Annotated in this window: 13 protein-coding genes; 11 read left to right on the forward strand and 2 right to left on the reverse strand. The window is 41.9% G+C overall.

Going from position 1 to position 15,126, the window contains the following annotated elements:
* Window positions 1–107: 107 nt before the first annotated feature.
* Window positions 108–1,052, reverse strand: coding sequence for a dihydrodipicolinate synthase family protein (locus tag RMA94_RS08880; RefSeq protein ID WP_271050253.1), 945 nt, complete (start codon window positions 1,050–1,052; stop codon window positions 108–110).
* Window positions 1,053–1,239: 187 nt separating this feature from the next.
* Between RMA94_RS08880 and RMA94_RS08885 the strand changes: the two genes are divergently transcribed.
* The 9 genes from RMA94_RS08885 to RMA94_RS08925 all read left to right on the forward strand — a co-directional run bounded on the left by RMA94_RS08885 (window position 1,240) and on the right by RMA94_RS08925 (window position 11,705).
* Window positions 1,240–2,130: a LysR family transcriptional regulator gene (locus RMA94_RS08885; protein ID WP_311082601.1), complete on the forward strand. Its 891-nt coding sequence runs from the start codon at window positions 1,240–1,242 to the stop codon at window positions 2,128–2,130.
* A gap of 136 nt (window positions 2,131–2,266) precedes the next feature.
* Window positions 2,267–2,788 carry a sigma-70 family RNA polymerase sigma factor gene (locus RMA94_RS08890; RefSeq protein WP_003653184.1) on the forward strand — a complete coding sequence of 174 codons (522 nt, stop codon included), beginning with the start codon at window positions 2,267–2,269 and terminating at the stop codon, window positions 2,786–2,788.
* On the forward strand, window positions 2,789–3,805 hold the full coding sequence (locus RMA94_RS08895) for a FecR domain-containing protein (RefSeq protein WP_311082602.1): 1,017 nt from the start codon (window positions 2,789–2,791) through the stop codon (window positions 3,803–3,805). It abuts the gene before it with no gap.
* 139 nt (window positions 3,806–3,944) lie between these two features.
* The gene (locus RMA94_RS08900; RefSeq protein WP_311082604.1) at window positions 3,945–7,121 is read left to right on the forward strand and encodes a TonB-dependent receptor domain-containing protein; all 3,177 of its coding nucleotides are present in this window, start codon (window positions 3,945–3,947) and stop codon (window positions 7,119–7,121) included.
* Between the two features lie 190 nt (window positions 7,122–7,311).
* Entirely contained in the window at window positions 7,312–8,103 is a 792-nt protein-coding gene (locus RMA94_RS08905; RefSeq protein ID WP_032037442.1) for a Slam-dependent surface lipoprotein, read from the forward strand.
* A gap of 103 nt (window positions 8,104–8,206) precedes the next feature.
* Window positions 8,207–9,673 (forward strand): porin family protein, encoded by a 1,467-nt coding sequence (locus tag RMA94_RS08910; protein ID WP_311084022.1) that lies wholly within the window; start codon window positions 8,207–8,209, stop codon window positions 9,671–9,673.
* 10 nt (window positions 9,674–9,683) lie between these two features.
* Window positions 9,684–10,604: a TonB family protein gene (locus tag RMA94_RS08915; RefSeq protein WP_311082606.1), complete on the forward strand. Its 921-nt coding sequence runs from the start codon at window positions 9,684–9,686 to the stop codon at window positions 10,602–10,604.
* A 32-nt stretch (window positions 10,605–10,636) separates the two neighbouring features.
* A complete protein-coding gene (locus RMA94_RS08920) occupies window positions 10,637–11,236 on the forward strand; it encodes a biliverdin-producing heme oxygenase (RefSeq protein WP_304397085.1) in 600 nt (199 codons plus the stop codon).
* A 28-nt stretch (window positions 11,237–11,264) separates the two neighbouring features.
* Window positions 11,265–11,705, forward strand: coding sequence for a YbaN family protein (locus RMA94_RS08925; RefSeq protein ID WP_311082607.1), 441 nt, complete (start codon window positions 11,265–11,267; stop codon window positions 11,703–11,705).
* Between the two features lie 2 nt (window positions 11,706–11,707).
* On the opposite strand, the gene RMA94_RS08930 is transcribed toward RMA94_RS08925, so the two are convergent.
* Window positions 11,708–11,983: a hypothetical protein gene (locus RMA94_RS08930; protein WP_000061143.1), complete on the reverse strand. Its 276-nt coding sequence runs from the start codon at window positions 11,981–11,983 to the stop codon at window positions 11,708–11,710.
* Between the two features lie 321 nt (window positions 11,984–12,304).
* Here RMA94_RS08930 and RMA94_RS08935 point away from each other — a divergent pair, with 321 nt between their 5' ends.
* Window positions 12,305–13,012: a YoaK family protein gene (locus RMA94_RS08935; protein WP_014206013.1), complete on the forward strand. Its 708-nt coding sequence runs from the start codon at window positions 12,305–12,307 to the stop codon at window positions 13,010–13,012.
* A 149-nt stretch (window positions 13,013–13,161) separates the two neighbouring features.
* On the forward strand, window positions 13,162–15,075 hold the full coding sequence (locus RMA94_RS08940; RefSeq protein ID WP_311082608.1) for an alpha/beta fold hydrolase: 1,914 nt from the start codon (window positions 13,162–13,164) through the stop codon (window positions 15,073–15,075).
* Window positions 15,076–15,126: the final 51 nt, after the last annotated feature.

Genomic DNA, 15,126 nt, shown 5'->3' on the forward strand with positions numbered 1-15,126 from the left:
ACAGTTTGCATGCTTTTTATTATTGTTTTTAAGAGACATGCCCGATGTTTGGCCTCAGGCAGCGTACAGGAAAAAAAGGCTAGCGTACATGCTAGCCCGAATAGAATTTAAGTAACGGCTTGGGTTAAATCGACCTTGCCAATTCCGGCTTGACGCATCGCATCATGAATTTCTTGCTCAGCACCGTCTGCCAGTGGAAGCAGAGGCGATCGCACAGTGGCATGGTCCAAAATTCCGCGAGCAACCAGTGCATGTTTAAGCGCGACCGTGCCTTCCATGTGTGAACCACGGTGGTAAACATTGCGAGTTACTGGTAAAAGCTGGTCGTGAATCGCACGAGCTTTGGCGTAATCTTTAGCTTTACCTGCTTTAATCATTTCAATTAACAGTTCAGGGGCAATGTTGCCATAGCCAACCAAAGCGCCGTCTACATCAAACATAGTGTGAAGCAAATATTCATCGTGGCACGTCAACACCTGTAAGTCTGGACGTTCACGGCGAATAATTGGAATTTCGACATCCCAGCGGCGCATATTACGCACGCCATTTTTCATGGCAAACACGCCTGGCTGTGCAGAAATATCGAGTAGAGTCTCTAGGTCGTAAGTGGCCTTCGTTGCATCTGGATATTGGAACAAAATAGATGGCAAACCACTTTCTTCATAAATTGCTTTATAGCGGTCTTGTGGTGCGCCTTTTTGATAGCCAAAACGCAACCAGCCATGTGAAGGGTAAATCAAACCTGCCGAAGCACCAGCGCTGACTGCACGTTTTGCTTCTTCTGCTGCAACCGAAGTACCTTCGAGTGTAATCCCTGCGATTACCGGAATTTTGTCATCTACCGATTTAACAAAGCTTTCGATGACCTGCATTTGTTCTTTTTGCGACAAGAATGTTCCTTCACCTGCATGCCCAAGAACAACCAAGCCTTTCACACCATCAATACTGCCTAACCATGAACCTAAACGTTGAATTGCATTATGGTCTACTTGCCCGTCACGGGTAAAAGGAGTCACAGGTGCTGGGGTTAATCCACGTAAATCTAAACTCATAATCGTACTTCCTATACAGTGTAATTAAATATTCTCTGGTTCTTAATCTGACTTAAATCGTGTTGTAGAGAACATGATTGGAGTATAGAAATAGGTGAGCTATGTAGGAATTACCAATTCTTGAATTTCAGTTATACTGAAAATGTATGGCCCAAAAAGCTGCCTATTTACGATTTAGGACGAATCGATGAATTATGAATTATGGAAAATATTTTTAGACGCGGTCGAACTCGGTAGCTTAAGCAAAGTCGCGATGCTACATAACACCAACCAACCGCAAATCAGTCGGCAAATGAACGAACTTGAAGCGCAATGTGGTGGTCGTTTGTTTAATCGAACTGGCCGCGGCGTTGAGCTTACCGATTTAGGTCAGCATTTACTTCCTAAAATTCGTTCATGGCTAAACGTAACCGATCAACTCAATAATGAAATTTTGCACTCGACCGATACACCGATTGGTACGGTGCGCATAGCTAGTTTGCCGTCTACTGCACATCCGTTGTTATCGACTCTGTATAAAGTACTGCAGGAAAAATATCCCCTAATTAAACTGTCGGTGCGTGAAGGGCAAGGGGTGCATTTAGAAAAATGGCTGGAAGATGGCAGCGTCGATTTAGCCATACTCTATCGGTTTAACCCGACGCCTAAACAGGGCGATGTTTACCTTACCGAAGCCGATACCTATTTGGTCGGCTGTGAAGGAGATGCACTCACTCAGGCCAATGAAGTAGAGTTTAAAAAGGTAAGTCAGTTACCACTGGTCACCTTTTGCAGGCCAAGTAACTGGCGAAACTTTTTAGACCACATGGCTTATGAAAATGGGGTAGAACTGAATATTGTGTTTGAAGCCGATTCGATTAGTTTACAAACCCATTTGGTTTCAGAGTCTCGCATGTACACCATGCTGGGACCACAAGCGTTAAAGAAGGCCAGCCAATACACCTCAATTCAAGCCGCAAAAATTATTAACCCTGCGCTAAAGCGCTACATTTCTTTGTCTATTTCTAAACATGGCTATTTAACGCCTGCGTGTAAGGCGGTGATGGAAGAAATTAGGAGTTTGGCTGATTTGCTTTAAGAAAAGTGCAGCAAAGCAAGCGGGCAATTAATTCAATTTATTAAACAGTGATTTAAGTTTTACTTGAATTATTGCTTGACTTGTTTAAATGATAATTATTATCATTTGTAAGTTCCTTGTTTTGAGTCCAATTGCTGTGAACAAAACTTCTTTGCTTGTAGATCAGTTATATAGAAGTCACCAAAGCTGGCTTCACCAATGGTTGAGACAAAAATTAGGTAATACTGATCAGGCCGCAGATCTGGTTCAGGACACATTTATTAAACTGCTACAAACGCGAGACGAGCTATTCGGCATTAAGGAACCGCGTGCCTATTTAACCTCGATTGCTAAAAACCTACTCATTGACCAAGTGCGCCGTAAACGCATTGAACAGGCCTATTTAGATGGCTTGAGTCAAATGGAATATATGCTTGACGCAGTGGCCTCACCCGAAGACCAGATGCAAATTATTCAAGCAATTAACCAGCTTTGTAAAGCACTCGAAGGGGTTTCTGAAAAAGCACAGCAAGCTTTTATTTTGCATTACCTCGAAGGCTATACCCATAAAGAAATTGCTGAGCGTTTAAATGTGTCGACCAAAATGATTCAAAAATATTTGGCGAGCTGCTTAATTCAGTGCTACCAAAACCGACAAGACATGGACGCTTGCATTTAAATGGCTATGGAAAAAAGCAAACATCACCAGCTCGTTGAAGAAGCCGCATATTGGATTGTTCAACTGAGTTCGGATGATGAAAGCTCACGAAAAACTGCCAATCAAAAATTTGAAGAGTGGAAAAAAACCAGTGAACAACACCGCCAAGTGGCTGCCGATATTGAACAGTGTATTGGATCAATTCAAAAACTTTCTCAAACCAGCGGACATAAAAAAGTTACTAAAGTCGCTCTTAAAGCTGGCCTAAGCTCAGGAAAAACCTATAAACATTTACGTGCAGGAACAGCTTTTGCCGTTGTGTTTGTTGCCATGAGTGGGGCGTTATTTTATTTAACTGACACCACTGTGGCCTATGTTACGGCCGACATTCAAGGGCAATTGGGGCAGTGGACCACGCAAACCTTACCAGATGGCTCACGTTTAATTTTACGTGGTAAAAGTGCAGTTAATCTTGATTTTAAAACCAACCAGCGAGTGGTTGAGCTGGTGCAAGGTCAAATTTATGTCGATGTTGCCAAAGATAAGACTAGACCGTTTTTGGTCAAAACCAGTCATGGACAAATTCAGGCACTCGGCACAGCTTTTAGCGTCAGTTATGACCCCTCAGCAACCGAGCTCAACATGTTGCACTCGAAGGTAAAAGTAGAAGCCACGCAAGTTAAAACCACTCAATTGCATGCGACTCGTCAGGCTATTGTCGAGGCAGGTCAAGCCATTAAAATGGACAAAAATGGCGTACAAAAACTGCCTGCACTGAATGTTTATAACGAACAACAAAAATGGCAAAAGCATCAACTCATGGTAGAAAACTTGCCACTGAATCAAGTGCTACAAGAGCTAGACCGCAACTACAAAGGCAAAATTATTTTTAATGATGCGGCGTTGCAACATGTACGGGTCAATGCGGTATTGCCTTTAGACCAAACAACAGAATCACTTAAGCTTTTGGCTACGGTTTTTCCAGACCTGAAAATTAAGCAAATCACGCCGTTTGTGGTCATGGTTTCTTTAAAATAATAAAAAATTAAATTTATTTTCGATTTTAGGTTCCACTTTTTTGAAAGTCGTTCGTCATAGTAAGTAGAAGCAATAAATATGGATCATTTTAATTTGTTGTATTGAATGATTCTTATTACGATTTACTGGGGCGGGGCAAATGAAAAAAGCGGGAACGGGGCAAAAGCGGAATCGATCGATTTTTCGATTTTCAACACTGGCGTTTGCCATACATGCTGTGTCGATGGGTGGGCTTGTTGTTGTGCTTCCTATGCAGCAGGCCTATGCACAAACAGCCGGAGTGAAAAGCTATAACATTCCTGCGGGTCGCCTTGCTAACGTACTCAACCAGTTTGCCGAACAATCGGGTACTTCAATTGCAATGGATGCCCAGCAACTCCAAGGGTTGCATAGCCTAGGCTTAAAAGGCAATTTTGCTGTCGAGCAAGGTTTTGAGCAGCTTTTAAAATCAACCGAATTTAATGCTGTAAAAGTTGGGCAGGGCTACACACTCAGCAAAAAATCTACGCCTCGGGTCACTCCCGCTAAGGTTCAGGCCACTAGCCTGCCGCCAAGTAGCGCCGTAATTGAAGAAGATGCATCGATACGACTCACGCCAATTGTGGTGTACGGCAAAGAAGACCGTGACACAGAAGGCTATAACAAAGTTTATGACGCAAACCGCTCTTCGGTCTATGCGGGCAAAGACTATGTTGAGCGATTTAAAGGAACCAACCCAGCCGATGTTTTACAAGGCATGGTGGGAGTCTATAGCGGCGATGCCCGTAACAGTGGCGCACTCGACCCAAGTGTACGTGGTGTGCAGGGTGTTGGTCGTGTGCCTTTAACCATTGATGGCACTGAACAGTCGATTGCCGTGTGGCGTGGCTACAACGGGGTAAACAATCGAAACTATATCGACCCCAATCTTATTGCGGGCATTGAAGTCATTAAAGGCCCATCTTTAGAGCGTAATACCACAACTTCTGTTGGCGGTGGTGTAGTCGTTAAAACGCTAGAGGCCGATGACATTGTTCGTCCGGGTAAGTCTTTTGGTGCCGAGTTAAAAGTAGAAGGCTCAACCAACTCAATCGATCCGTCTTTGCCAGACATGAGCAAAGTGGGCCAAAACTACGATGACACAACGCCTTGGATCGACATGAACGGGTCAAAGTATGACCCCGATATTTATAAAAAGAACCGGACCAGAAGTGATAACTCTCATTTTTCGGGCGATGACTTAGCGGGCCGACTGGCAATTGCCACCAAGCAAGACAAATTCGATTTACTGGCAGTGTATGCAGTACGTGAGCGCGGCAATTATTTTTCTGGCACACATGGCGCGGGCTACTATAAACGAGCGACACCGGACAGCAGCCTCGATTTTATTCCTTACTTTGCCTATGCCTATCAACCGGGTGATGAAGTTCCTAACACCTCAAGTCATATGGAATCGTGGTTATTAAAAGGGACCTATCGCCCAACCGATAGCCAGACTCTTAAGCTGACTTACCGAGATACCAAAAATATTTTTGGTGAAATTATGCCGTCTCGGATTGTTTGGGGCATTACGCCTGACTTGGGTGTTCCGCAGTGGCCTTTAAGCAATATTCACTCTAAAGCCTATAGCCTCGAGTATAAGTTTAAGCCTGAGAATAATCGCTGGATTGATTTTTATGCCAATATTTGGCAAACCGACACCGAAAGCCAGACATACACACGTGGTGGATGGCCAACCACAATCGATTTTAGAGATAACACCATTATTAATACGGCAATAAGCCATTCTGACAATACGCGTAAAGGCATTACGGTCAGTAATAAAACCCGTTTATTAGACCAGCTTGATTTGACGCTCGGCGGAAGTTTCTTAAAAGAAAAATTAACATCTGACGATGTGTATGGTGAATTTGGCCCAAGTTATTCGCTCTATCAAGCATTGCCACGGGCAGGGCGCCGTGAGGAAAAAACGTTCGACTTTAATTTTAATTATCGACCCCTGTCTTGGTTAAGTTTTGATGCGGGCATGCGTTATCGTTCATATTGGGCTGTTGATGACTTTTTAAATAAGTCTTTGCAGAGCGAGATTGCCCCGAGTTTAAATCCGCTATTTACCAAAAAAAGTAGGCTTAAAGAATATACCTTTGAATATCAGACCATGCCTGAGAGTTACACCTCGACTCAGCAGCGTTTAATCAATGTTTTAAAACAGCGTTATGCCACAAAAAATCCTGAGTGGGATGGGCAGCTCGACACTGTACCTGCATCAGAGAGCACGTTGTATAACATGATCTGGTCACAGAAAAATACGCTGAGCTGGAAAGCAGATGCGAATGGGCAATTGTCGCTTGCTGATAATCCTTTAAATCAGCTCAATGCCTCTGGACAAAAGTACGTCGTAACTGGCGGGAACTTTATGTCGGTGGTAGACCAAGTTCCGGTTGAGTCGGCCGACAAAGTTAAAGATAGCGGCTGGGCACCGCAGTTAGGCGCCTCAATTCATCTCACGCCAAACAGCAGAATCTATGCCCGCTATGCAGAGGAATATCGCTTACCAAGTTTGTTTGAAAGCACTGTCGGTTTTTCTGCTATGTTGCCATATCAAGCAATCAAACCTGAACATGCTTTTAACTACGAAGTAGGGTATGTCTATGACATGCGCGATTGGTTCAGCACAGCGCGCAATGCCGACATTAAGCTCGCTTATTACTACAACAAAACCAAAAATGTGATTGAGCGTGACCAAAACCTTATTTTTACCAATATGGATGAGCAAAAGCTATCAGGTCTAGAGTTACAAAGCCGTTTTGATAATGGCGGTTTCTTCACAGACTTGAGCGTGGCCTATAACTTAAAAAATGAAGTGTGTGACACCAATAGTGCCATTAACAAAATGATTTTAGGCGGCACGGTTCAAACCGAGCAGCGCCTTGAGTTCCGTGAACCGTATCAGCGTTGTGTTGATGATGGTTTTCCAAATGGCTACTTGGTGACTATGGCCACTCCTGAACTGAGTTTTCACGGTTTACTTGGCGCACGCTTTTTTGATGAAAAGTTAGAACTCGGTGCACGTGCAACATTTTATAAAGCTTATGAAAGCCCGCTACGCAAAAACAATGATGCTAGCGTCAATAAAGGCTATTACCTCAATGTGCCTTTGGCTTGGGATGACACGTGGATTTTTGATGCCTATGCACGTTATCAGGTCGATGACTACAACACGGTTGAGTTTGTCGGCAGTAATCTTTCTAACCAGTTTTATATCGATCCTTTAACTCGTAGTGCCATGGCCGCACCCGGCCGAACGATGAAAATTAGTTGGACCACTAAATTTTAAAAAGAATTTGATTCCCTCTATACATACATAAAAGGGGAGTCAGGTAACGGTAAATAATAAGATTGAATGATTATTATTTACAAAAAGCCGAGTAGGTTTTCAGCTGGGCCTACTCAATAAACTAAAAATAGCGAAATCGTTATTTTAAATTAAACAATAACTTAGTTTTAAAAAGATGGAGTAACAACAAATGAAAATCTCTCAATTGTTCTTGGGTCTCGTTGCTTGTTCAACTGCATTTGCTTATGCAGGAATTGATGGTATTTCGAGTAATGAAAGTAATATCAAAATCGGTGCTGCTGCCAATGCAAGCCATCCGGGTGGTGTAGCAGCGGTGTCGGTTCAAGCTGCGGGTGCGCCATATAACGCTTTTACAGGTTTTAGTTCGTTAAAAGGTTTGGCTCAGGCTTTTGCTGCTCAGGGAACGAGTAACACCAATGTAACGGTTGGCAGCAAAACCTTTAATATTTCGCATATTCCAGTGTCTGCAATGCCACCTTCACACAGTGCATTAGGTAATTTTAACTTTGGTCAGGTGGGCACACAGGAAGTCTATTTTGGTGAATGGTGGAAAGCGGGCGACACGCCGGCAAGCGCGAGCCATACCGTTTACTACGCGGGTGATAACACCAATACTAGTGTTCCAACCGCGGGTACTGCAACCTATACCGTTGCAGGAGTTAACGGCTCTGGAAGCAATCTGTTAAGCGGTACGTTCACCGCAAATTATGGTGCGGGCACACTTGAAGGAACGCTTACAGGAACTGGTACGGCTGTTTCATCATTAAGCCTAGATGGTGTGGCATTTAACCCGGGTACTGCTGCGTTTGCAGGTTTGGCAACGGCTAACGGTACGGCTGGTGTCGACAACTCTGGTGTGGTGCAAGGTCAATTCTTTGGTGCAAATGCTTCGGCTTTAGCGGGTATTGCCCAGTTTGATAACGTGTCTTACAACACTGCATTTGGCGGTGCTAAAAATTAATGAATGCAAAAGGAATCTACACACGTAGGTTCCTTTTGTTTTTTGGGCTTTTGCTTGGTTGCTTCAGGTTTATTGTTTTATGAAACGAACGTTTTTGTGCTGTCTGACATTGTTGAGTTGTCCATTTTTATATGCCGACGAAGACACACAGCTTCGTCTTAATCAAAGCTTGGACCAAACGCTTTTACAAGAACAGCGACAGTTTCATGAGCAGGGAACCATTCGTAGTACCGAGCAATTACCTAAACTTCAAATTAATGGACAAGAATACAGTGTTGAGCAAAACCCGAATGATCTTGCCAAGGCATTATATTTGGCTGTCATGCAAAAACAGTGGCTCAAAGCCACGGTTTATTTAGAACATTATAAAAAATATGTTGGCTACGATCGGGCTTTAACCGACTTTGCCGAAGGGGCAGTTGCACGTTCTCAGGGGCAACTGAAATTGGCTGAACAAAAATTTCAAAGCAGCCTAAAACAACAACCTCATAATTTAATTTGTGAACTTGAGTTAGCGCGCGTGCTGTTTGAACAACAGAAGAATAAGGAAGCAGCACGCCTTTTTATTTCAATTCAAGATCAACTTAAACAAAGTGATCCTGCGGTAATTCCGTCTGGGGTTTTAACAACAGTAAATACCTTTGTTCAGGCATTAAAAAAACGAGACTCTTGGCAAGGCTCGGTTTCAGCGGGTTACACCTATGTCAGTAATTTAAATAGTTCGTCTGAACAGAGCAAAACATGGATGCTTTATGGCAAAGATAGTGGCGGTAATATTATCCCAATTGAGCAAGTTACCCGTGGAACGCCTAAAGCTGAGTCGGCAATAGGTTTAGATTACGAAGCCAGTCTGATAAAACGCTATGCGATTAAGGGGCATCATGGCGTGGCTTTACGTGCACTGGCGTTTGGACAGTCCTATAACGACCACGCGGCATTTAATGAATCTACCATTAACATTAATGCAGGCTACAGCTACTTTGACTTAAAAAATCAAATTGGGGTGAGTCCGCTATTTGAACATAAACGTTATGGCAATGATGGTCTTTACAATGCCTGGGGTGCGCGTGCCGAGTGGATGCATTTTATCTCTGCAGATAAAGCTTTCAAGCTTGAGGCTGAGAGTAAAGATTTAAATTATCAGAAATATAAAACCCTAGATGGGGTAGAAAGCTCAGCTTTTGCTACTTTCTGGAAGATTTTTCCAGACCAGTGGACTTTTTTTGGTGGTCTAGATGTGCTCGACCATTCGACCCAAGAAAAATACATGGCTGCCTACCAACAGCAAGGTGTGCGATTGGGCTTAAGCAAATCTTGGAGTACAGGATTTAATACCACTTTGCTGAGTTCTTATCGTTGGCGTGTGTTTGATAAATACGCAGAAACTTTCTTAGCTCGTCGTCATGATTTTGAACAAAACTATACCTTTGTTGTGCAAATGCCGCGCTTTGAGTTTTATGGCATGACGCCTAATTTAACCTATCGCTATAACCATAATAAAAGCAATGTCGATTGGCTGTATTCCTACGATAAACACAACATTAGTCTCAAGCTTGAGCATCGTTTTTAGGGAATAAGTCATGAAATCAAAATCTTTATTCCCTACACATAAGCCGATGGTTATGTTGCCTTTACCACAAGGGCCAAAGCATTTTTATAAGTGCTTAACCGTAGTCGTGGTGATTGGTCTGCATGTGTTTGTTGTCTGGATGCTGAGTCATTTAATTGAACCTTATACTTTTAAAGCAACACCCAAAGTAGATGCCTTAAAAGTAAGTTTTGTGTCATTGGCGCCCGCTAAAAAGCCATCGGCTGAAAAGACTGAAAGCCAACCTAAAAACAGTGTAACGCCTCAATCTACTTTAAACAGTTCGGTATCTCATGCGCCCGATCAGCCAAAAAACTCGCCTACAAATGTTCAAACATTAGCGTCAAAAACTGCCCCTAAAGAGGCCGTGCAAAATAATTTAAATGACAAACAGCAAGTACAATCAAAAACGACTTTAAATAATTCAACTTCACTCCAACCAGCGCAGCGTACAGAAAGGCTGGTGACTCATACCGATAAAAAACTGAGTTCGACAGACTTTGAACAAACGCAAACTGAGCAGTTGCCACAAAACACCAATAGTGAAACTAAAAGTGGTGGGGTCAAAACACCCGCAATGCAGCAAGAATATTCCAAAGCCCCTAGCACTCAAGTTGAACACGATGACGTTGTTCAGGTGAGTAGCGTGGATGTGCTGAGTTTTGGCGGACTTGACTATGATGACCGCGAGTTAAAACAACAAAATCGTTTGGTTGAGCTTCGTATTCGCATTAATGAAAAAGGGCAGCCAATCAACATTCAATTACGTCAAAGTTCGGGCATTCAAAGCCTTGATGAACGGGTCATACAAGCTGTACGTAAATCTAGATTTAAACCCCACAAAATTAACGGTCGAGCCGTGACCATTGTTGTGGATTTTCCAGTCCAACTCAAACTCAATCGGGGCCGCTAACCGATGAGTAATATCTATTTTGCAGGAGAAAGATGATGAATTCATCTACAGAACAAATCATTAGCAACAGTTTGTCTTTACGTTTGAAACAAGAAACTGCTGCTGAACACGAACGTATGCATCAATTAATGTCAGAGGCGAAGGTGTTTTCAAGTAAAGAAAAATACGCGCAATTTACTTTGTCTCAATATTACTTTCAGCGCGAAATTGAACATCTTTTTGAAAAAGAGGGTGTGGCAGGACTGATTCCAGACTTAGACATTCGTGGCCGCTCAAAACAAGCACTTGCCGATTTAAATGATTTAGGTATTCAACCCAACGAACAGCAATTACAAAGTGAAAACGTACAGCTACCCGAAGCTTTAGGCTGGATTTATGTGTCTGAAGGTTCAACCTTAGGGGCAGCATTTTTATTTAAAGAAGCTCAAAAGCATTTGGGTTTTTCTGAAACGTTTGCTGCACGTAATTTAGCTGCATATCCCGAAGGGCGCGCTAAAGTCTGGAAACGTTTTGTAAAAGCACTGGATGAAGCAGGCTTTGACCAAACCCAGCAAGACCGAGTCGTTCAAGGAGCTTTAGATGCCTTTGGATATTTTGGTCAAGCGCTTGATCAGCTTGATGAATTGAAGTAGTAAAAAGTGGATAAAGGGAATACCCGATATGGACAAACTCAATCAAGTAAATGTAATCGTAAAACATGAGCAGTCGTTAGCGCCTGCTCAACCAGTCAGTAAGCTTGCCCGTTCTATGTGGGCACGCTGGGTGTTTATTGGTTTGGCTTGGTTGTGTATTGCGCTTGGCATATTGGGTATTTTTATTCCGGGTTTACCTACCGTTGATTTTATAATTTTGGCGGTTTTCTTTGCGGCTCGAGGTTCTGAAAAACTTCATCAATGGTTTCGAAATCATCGCTATATCGGCCCACTTATTCATGAGTGGCAAGAACATCGTCGTATTCCCAAAAAGGCGAAATACATCTCGACCTTAAGTATGAGTCTGGCTGCGGGACTGATGATTTGGACCATTCCGCATCCGTGGTTTGTCTATCCAGCAATTTTATGTATGGCTGGGGTATTGGTGTGGATGTGGCTTAAAAAATAAAATTATGACTGGCATTTTTGCATAGTACGCATCATGGATTTTACAAAATCACGCGGTATTTCAGGACTTTGTAAACTCAAACTTCCAAGTTTATGCATGAGCTTAGGGGAGTATTGGCGTTCTAAACGATGATAAATGCATGTACAGCTTGCACGGCTATGACCAGCCGCAATACATTTTAGATAGAAATCACGATGAGGACTGTTTTTTTGACCCGCGAAGGCAACAGATACAAATAATAATCCCCCTAAAAAAACTGAAAAATTATAAAGTGACATATATCTACTCGTGATTGTTGTTATTGATTATCCATATTTTGGCATAACTTTTTCAGGTCCAAAACCAGTTGATGTCAACTAGCGGCTTCATCATAGTTAGAACAGTTTTGGAGGTCAAATTGATTTAAGGAGGAGAACAGTTTAGTGTTTTAAAAATAGTCAATTTTGATTGTTGCCATTTTAAAGACAGTGTTACGACATTACGCACCCTATTTTTTTACATGATTTTTTGTTTTCATAAACGCTTTAGTATTATTCATTTTTAAATCATTTATATACAACTTGCTTACTTTAAAGTTTTAATTTAACAGGATATTTTATATGACAGATACCCCAATTAAAAAAGACACAGAAAGTACCTGGGCAATATGTCGAGATCCTGTTTTACTCACTATGGTGGGTGGGGCAATTGATACTATTGGCTTTATTGCATTGTTTGGCTTTTTCACCGCGCATGTGACGGGAAACTTAGTGTTAGCAGGGGCAGCATGGGTTAAAGGTGGCTCGGGTTTATGGATTAAGCTCGCAGCAATCCCACTATTTATTTTGACTGTTGTCATTACCAAACTGTTGATTGACCGCAGTCAGGTCAAGCATAAGACGCTGTCTTATTTATTTTTATTTGAAGCTATTTTTCTATGTGCCTTTATGGTGGCAGGGCTTTACTTCGAGCCATTTAAAGATCCGGATGCATTAACAGTTGCAGTAACGGGTGGGCTAGGTTTAATTGCTTTGGCTATTCGTAATACTTCAAGCAAAACCCTTATTAAAAATATTAGCCCAAGCACTATGATGACAGGCAACACTACCCAGCTTGGGATAGATATTGCCAACTTACTTAAAAACAATAACGCAGCTAATCGAGCAAGTTTTCTAAAAAGTGCCAGTATTGTAATTGGTTTTGTGATTGGTGCTTTCTTAGGGGCGATACTTTATGTCTATTTTGATTTCTGGAGTGTAGCGCCGTTTATCTTACCAATTTTGTATTTCTCTTATTTAGCTTCACAGCAAAAGTTCAACCAAGCTTGATTTGAAAAAATAACAAATTAGCCTGAATTAAAATGAGTTCAGGCTTTTTTTCGTAATAAAGGAAAACGGAAGCGGACTCGAAATTGTTCGTTCAGTGCTTTACAGGCATAATGACCAGATGGGGAATACATTCGATTAAGGAAGGCAGAATGACAAAGTCTTACCATTATTCAATCATAACAATAATGGCTTTGCTCAGTGGTTGTCAGGTCATTCATTTAAAAGAAAGTAATTTAAGCAATGCTTTAAAAAGTAAGAATGAAAGTATTCTGACCGATGGCACCTTAAGCCATCAAACCCAAAACTTACTGTATTTGGTCAAAGAAGATGAAAAAACTTGCCTACAAAATTTTGATGATTGTTTAAATAAGGTTCAGAGCCTGTCCGAAAATAGTAGCCGAGAAGAACGCTATGCTGCGCTGAGTGAAATTTACTTGGCAAAAGCTTTAGATGTTGGGCGTAGTAGCCAGTGTCATGTTATTAATAAAAGTAACAGTTGCGTTGAGCAAGAGTTAGCGCTGTTCGATAAAAGCTTACGCTATAGTTATGTCTATTTATTTGACTCTGAAGAGTCGCCTTTCGATCGGGTGTTTGACCATCGCCAAAATCAGGTACGTATTTTTTATAACGTCGCCTTGTCAAAGCTTATGACCACGTATTTTAATCATTTAAATACACATCGTTTTCCGCCATTGCTGAAAGCAGATGGGCATGAGTACCATGTCAATTTTGACCACGCGTTAGATGTACAAAAAATTGAAGTCGATACTTTTCGCTCCAGCTATAACATGAACTTTTCCGGTTTTAATACCGTCAACCGTAAGGATGGTTTGGGGGCAGAGTTTATTGTTGGGCGTAAAGAAAATGATGTAAATCACGGCTTCATTTTAGACCCCGATAATTTTTATGCTCATCAAGCCAATCCTAATATTCATTTACCACGCTTCTTTCCAGCCACTGCGATTGCATACCCAAAACAAAAAGCCACAGCCGATCAGGTCATTGCTGGGGCAGAGTTAGAAATTTCAATGTTCGATCCATATCGACAAGACCGTGTAAAAATTGAAGGTGTGGACTATCCACTGACTGCAAACTATTCGGCTCCTTATGGGCTTTGGCTATCAAAATATAATTTAGGGGCAGCAGGTTATTGGTCTTTAATTAATAAAGAAGCCAATTTAATCATGCCGCATTTATATATGCTGGAACCTTTTAACCCAAATAAGAAAATTATTGTGTTTGTTCATGGCCTGGCAAGTAGCCCAGAGGCGTGGGTGAGCCTAACCAATGACATTATGGGCGATGCTGAATTAAGGAAAAACTATCAAGTTTGGCAAGTGTTTTATTCAACCAACATGCCAATTTTTGAAAGTCGTTTTCAGATTTATTCATTGTTGAATCAGGCTTTTCAAAACATTGCCAAAGACAGTTATGCTGCACACGATGCAGTGTTAGTTGGGCATAGTATGGGCGGCGTGATTAGCCGTTTACTGGTGAGCAATGCCGATGTTTCAGAGCAAGCCATGCAAAAAATGAATGAAGCGCAGCTAAACCGTTTAAAAGAAAATCCGATAATTCAAGAGCGTTTTCAGTTCAAGGCTTTGCCATATTTTAATCGAGTTGTTTTTGTTTCGGCACCGCATCATGGCACAGACTACGCTGACCGATGGTTTACCCAAATTGCCCGCCGTATCATTCGTTTGCCCGCTGATTTTTTTATTGCAGTTGAAATGAGAGATGAGAAAAATACAAAACTCAGAAAAGGCTTAATTGAAAATGGGGCGAGTAATTTAAGTCGCTCTTCTAACTTTATGCAGTTGACTCAAGCCATTCAGCCATCGCCCCAAGTGGTCTATCACTCGATTATGGGTAATATTAATGGGACAACAGATAAGTTAAAAAGCAGTGATGGGATTGTGCCTTATCAAAGTTCACATCTGGGTGGGGAGCAGTCAGAGCTGATTATTAAAGGTGGGCATTCGATTCAAACTAGCCCAGAGGCGATATTAGAATTACGCCGTATTTTACGATTGCATTTAAAGCAGTCGCAGCCTTCAAAATAGAAATTTTTGTTTTTAGAAAACCACTGCTGAACTAGGTCAACAGTGGTTGAA

The organism is Acinetobacter sp. V115_6 (genome assembly GCF_031799025.1).
Lineage (GTDB): Bacteria > Pseudomonadota > Gammaproteobacteria > Pseudomonadales > Moraxellaceae > Acinetobacter > Acinetobacter pittii.

Bases quoted from the DNA above. Each gene is read 5' to 3' on its own strand.
- RMA94_RS08880 (WP_271050253.1), bottom strand. From the start codon at position 1,052: ATGAGTTTAGATTTACGTGGATTAACCCCAGCACCTGTGACTCCTTTT.
- RMA94_RS08885 (WP_311082601.1), top strand. From the start codon at position 1,240: ATGAATTATGAATTATGGAAAATATTTTTAGACGCGGTCGAACTCGGT.
- RMA94_RS08895 (WP_311082602.1), top strand. From the start codon at position 2,789: ATGGCTATGGAAAAAAGCAAACATCACCAGCTCGTTGAAGAAGCCGCA.
- RMA94_RS08900 (WP_311082604.1), top strand. From the start codon at position 3,945: ATGAAAAAAGCGGGAACGGGGCAAAAGCGGAATCGATCGATTTTTCGA.
- RMA94_RS08905 (WP_032037442.1), top strand. From the start codon at position 7,312: ATGAAAATCTCTCAATTGTTCTTGGGTCTCGTTGCTTGTTCAACTGCA.
- RMA94_RS08915 (WP_311082606.1), top strand. From the start codon at position 9,684: ATGAAATCAAAATCTTTATTCCCTACACATAAGCCGATGGTTATGTTG.
- RMA94_RS08920 (WP_304397085.1), top strand. From the start codon at position 10,637: ATGATGAATTCATCTACAGAACAAATCATTAGCAACAGTTTGTCTTTA.
- RMA94_RS08925 (WP_311082607.1), top strand. From the start codon at position 11,265: ATGGACAAACTCAATCAAGTAAATGTAATCGTAAAACATGAGCAGTCG.
- RMA94_RS08930 (WP_000061143.1), bottom strand. From the start codon at position 11,983: ATGTCACTTTATAATTTTTCAGTTTTTTTAGGGGGATTATTATTTGTA.
- RMA94_RS08935 (WP_014206013.1), top strand. From the start codon at position 12,305: ATGACAGATACCCCAATTAAAAAAGACACAGAAAGTACCTGGGCAATA.
- RMA94_RS08940 (WP_311082608.1), top strand. From the start codon at position 13,162: ATGACAAAGTCTTACCATTATTCAATCATAACAATAATGGCTTTGCTC.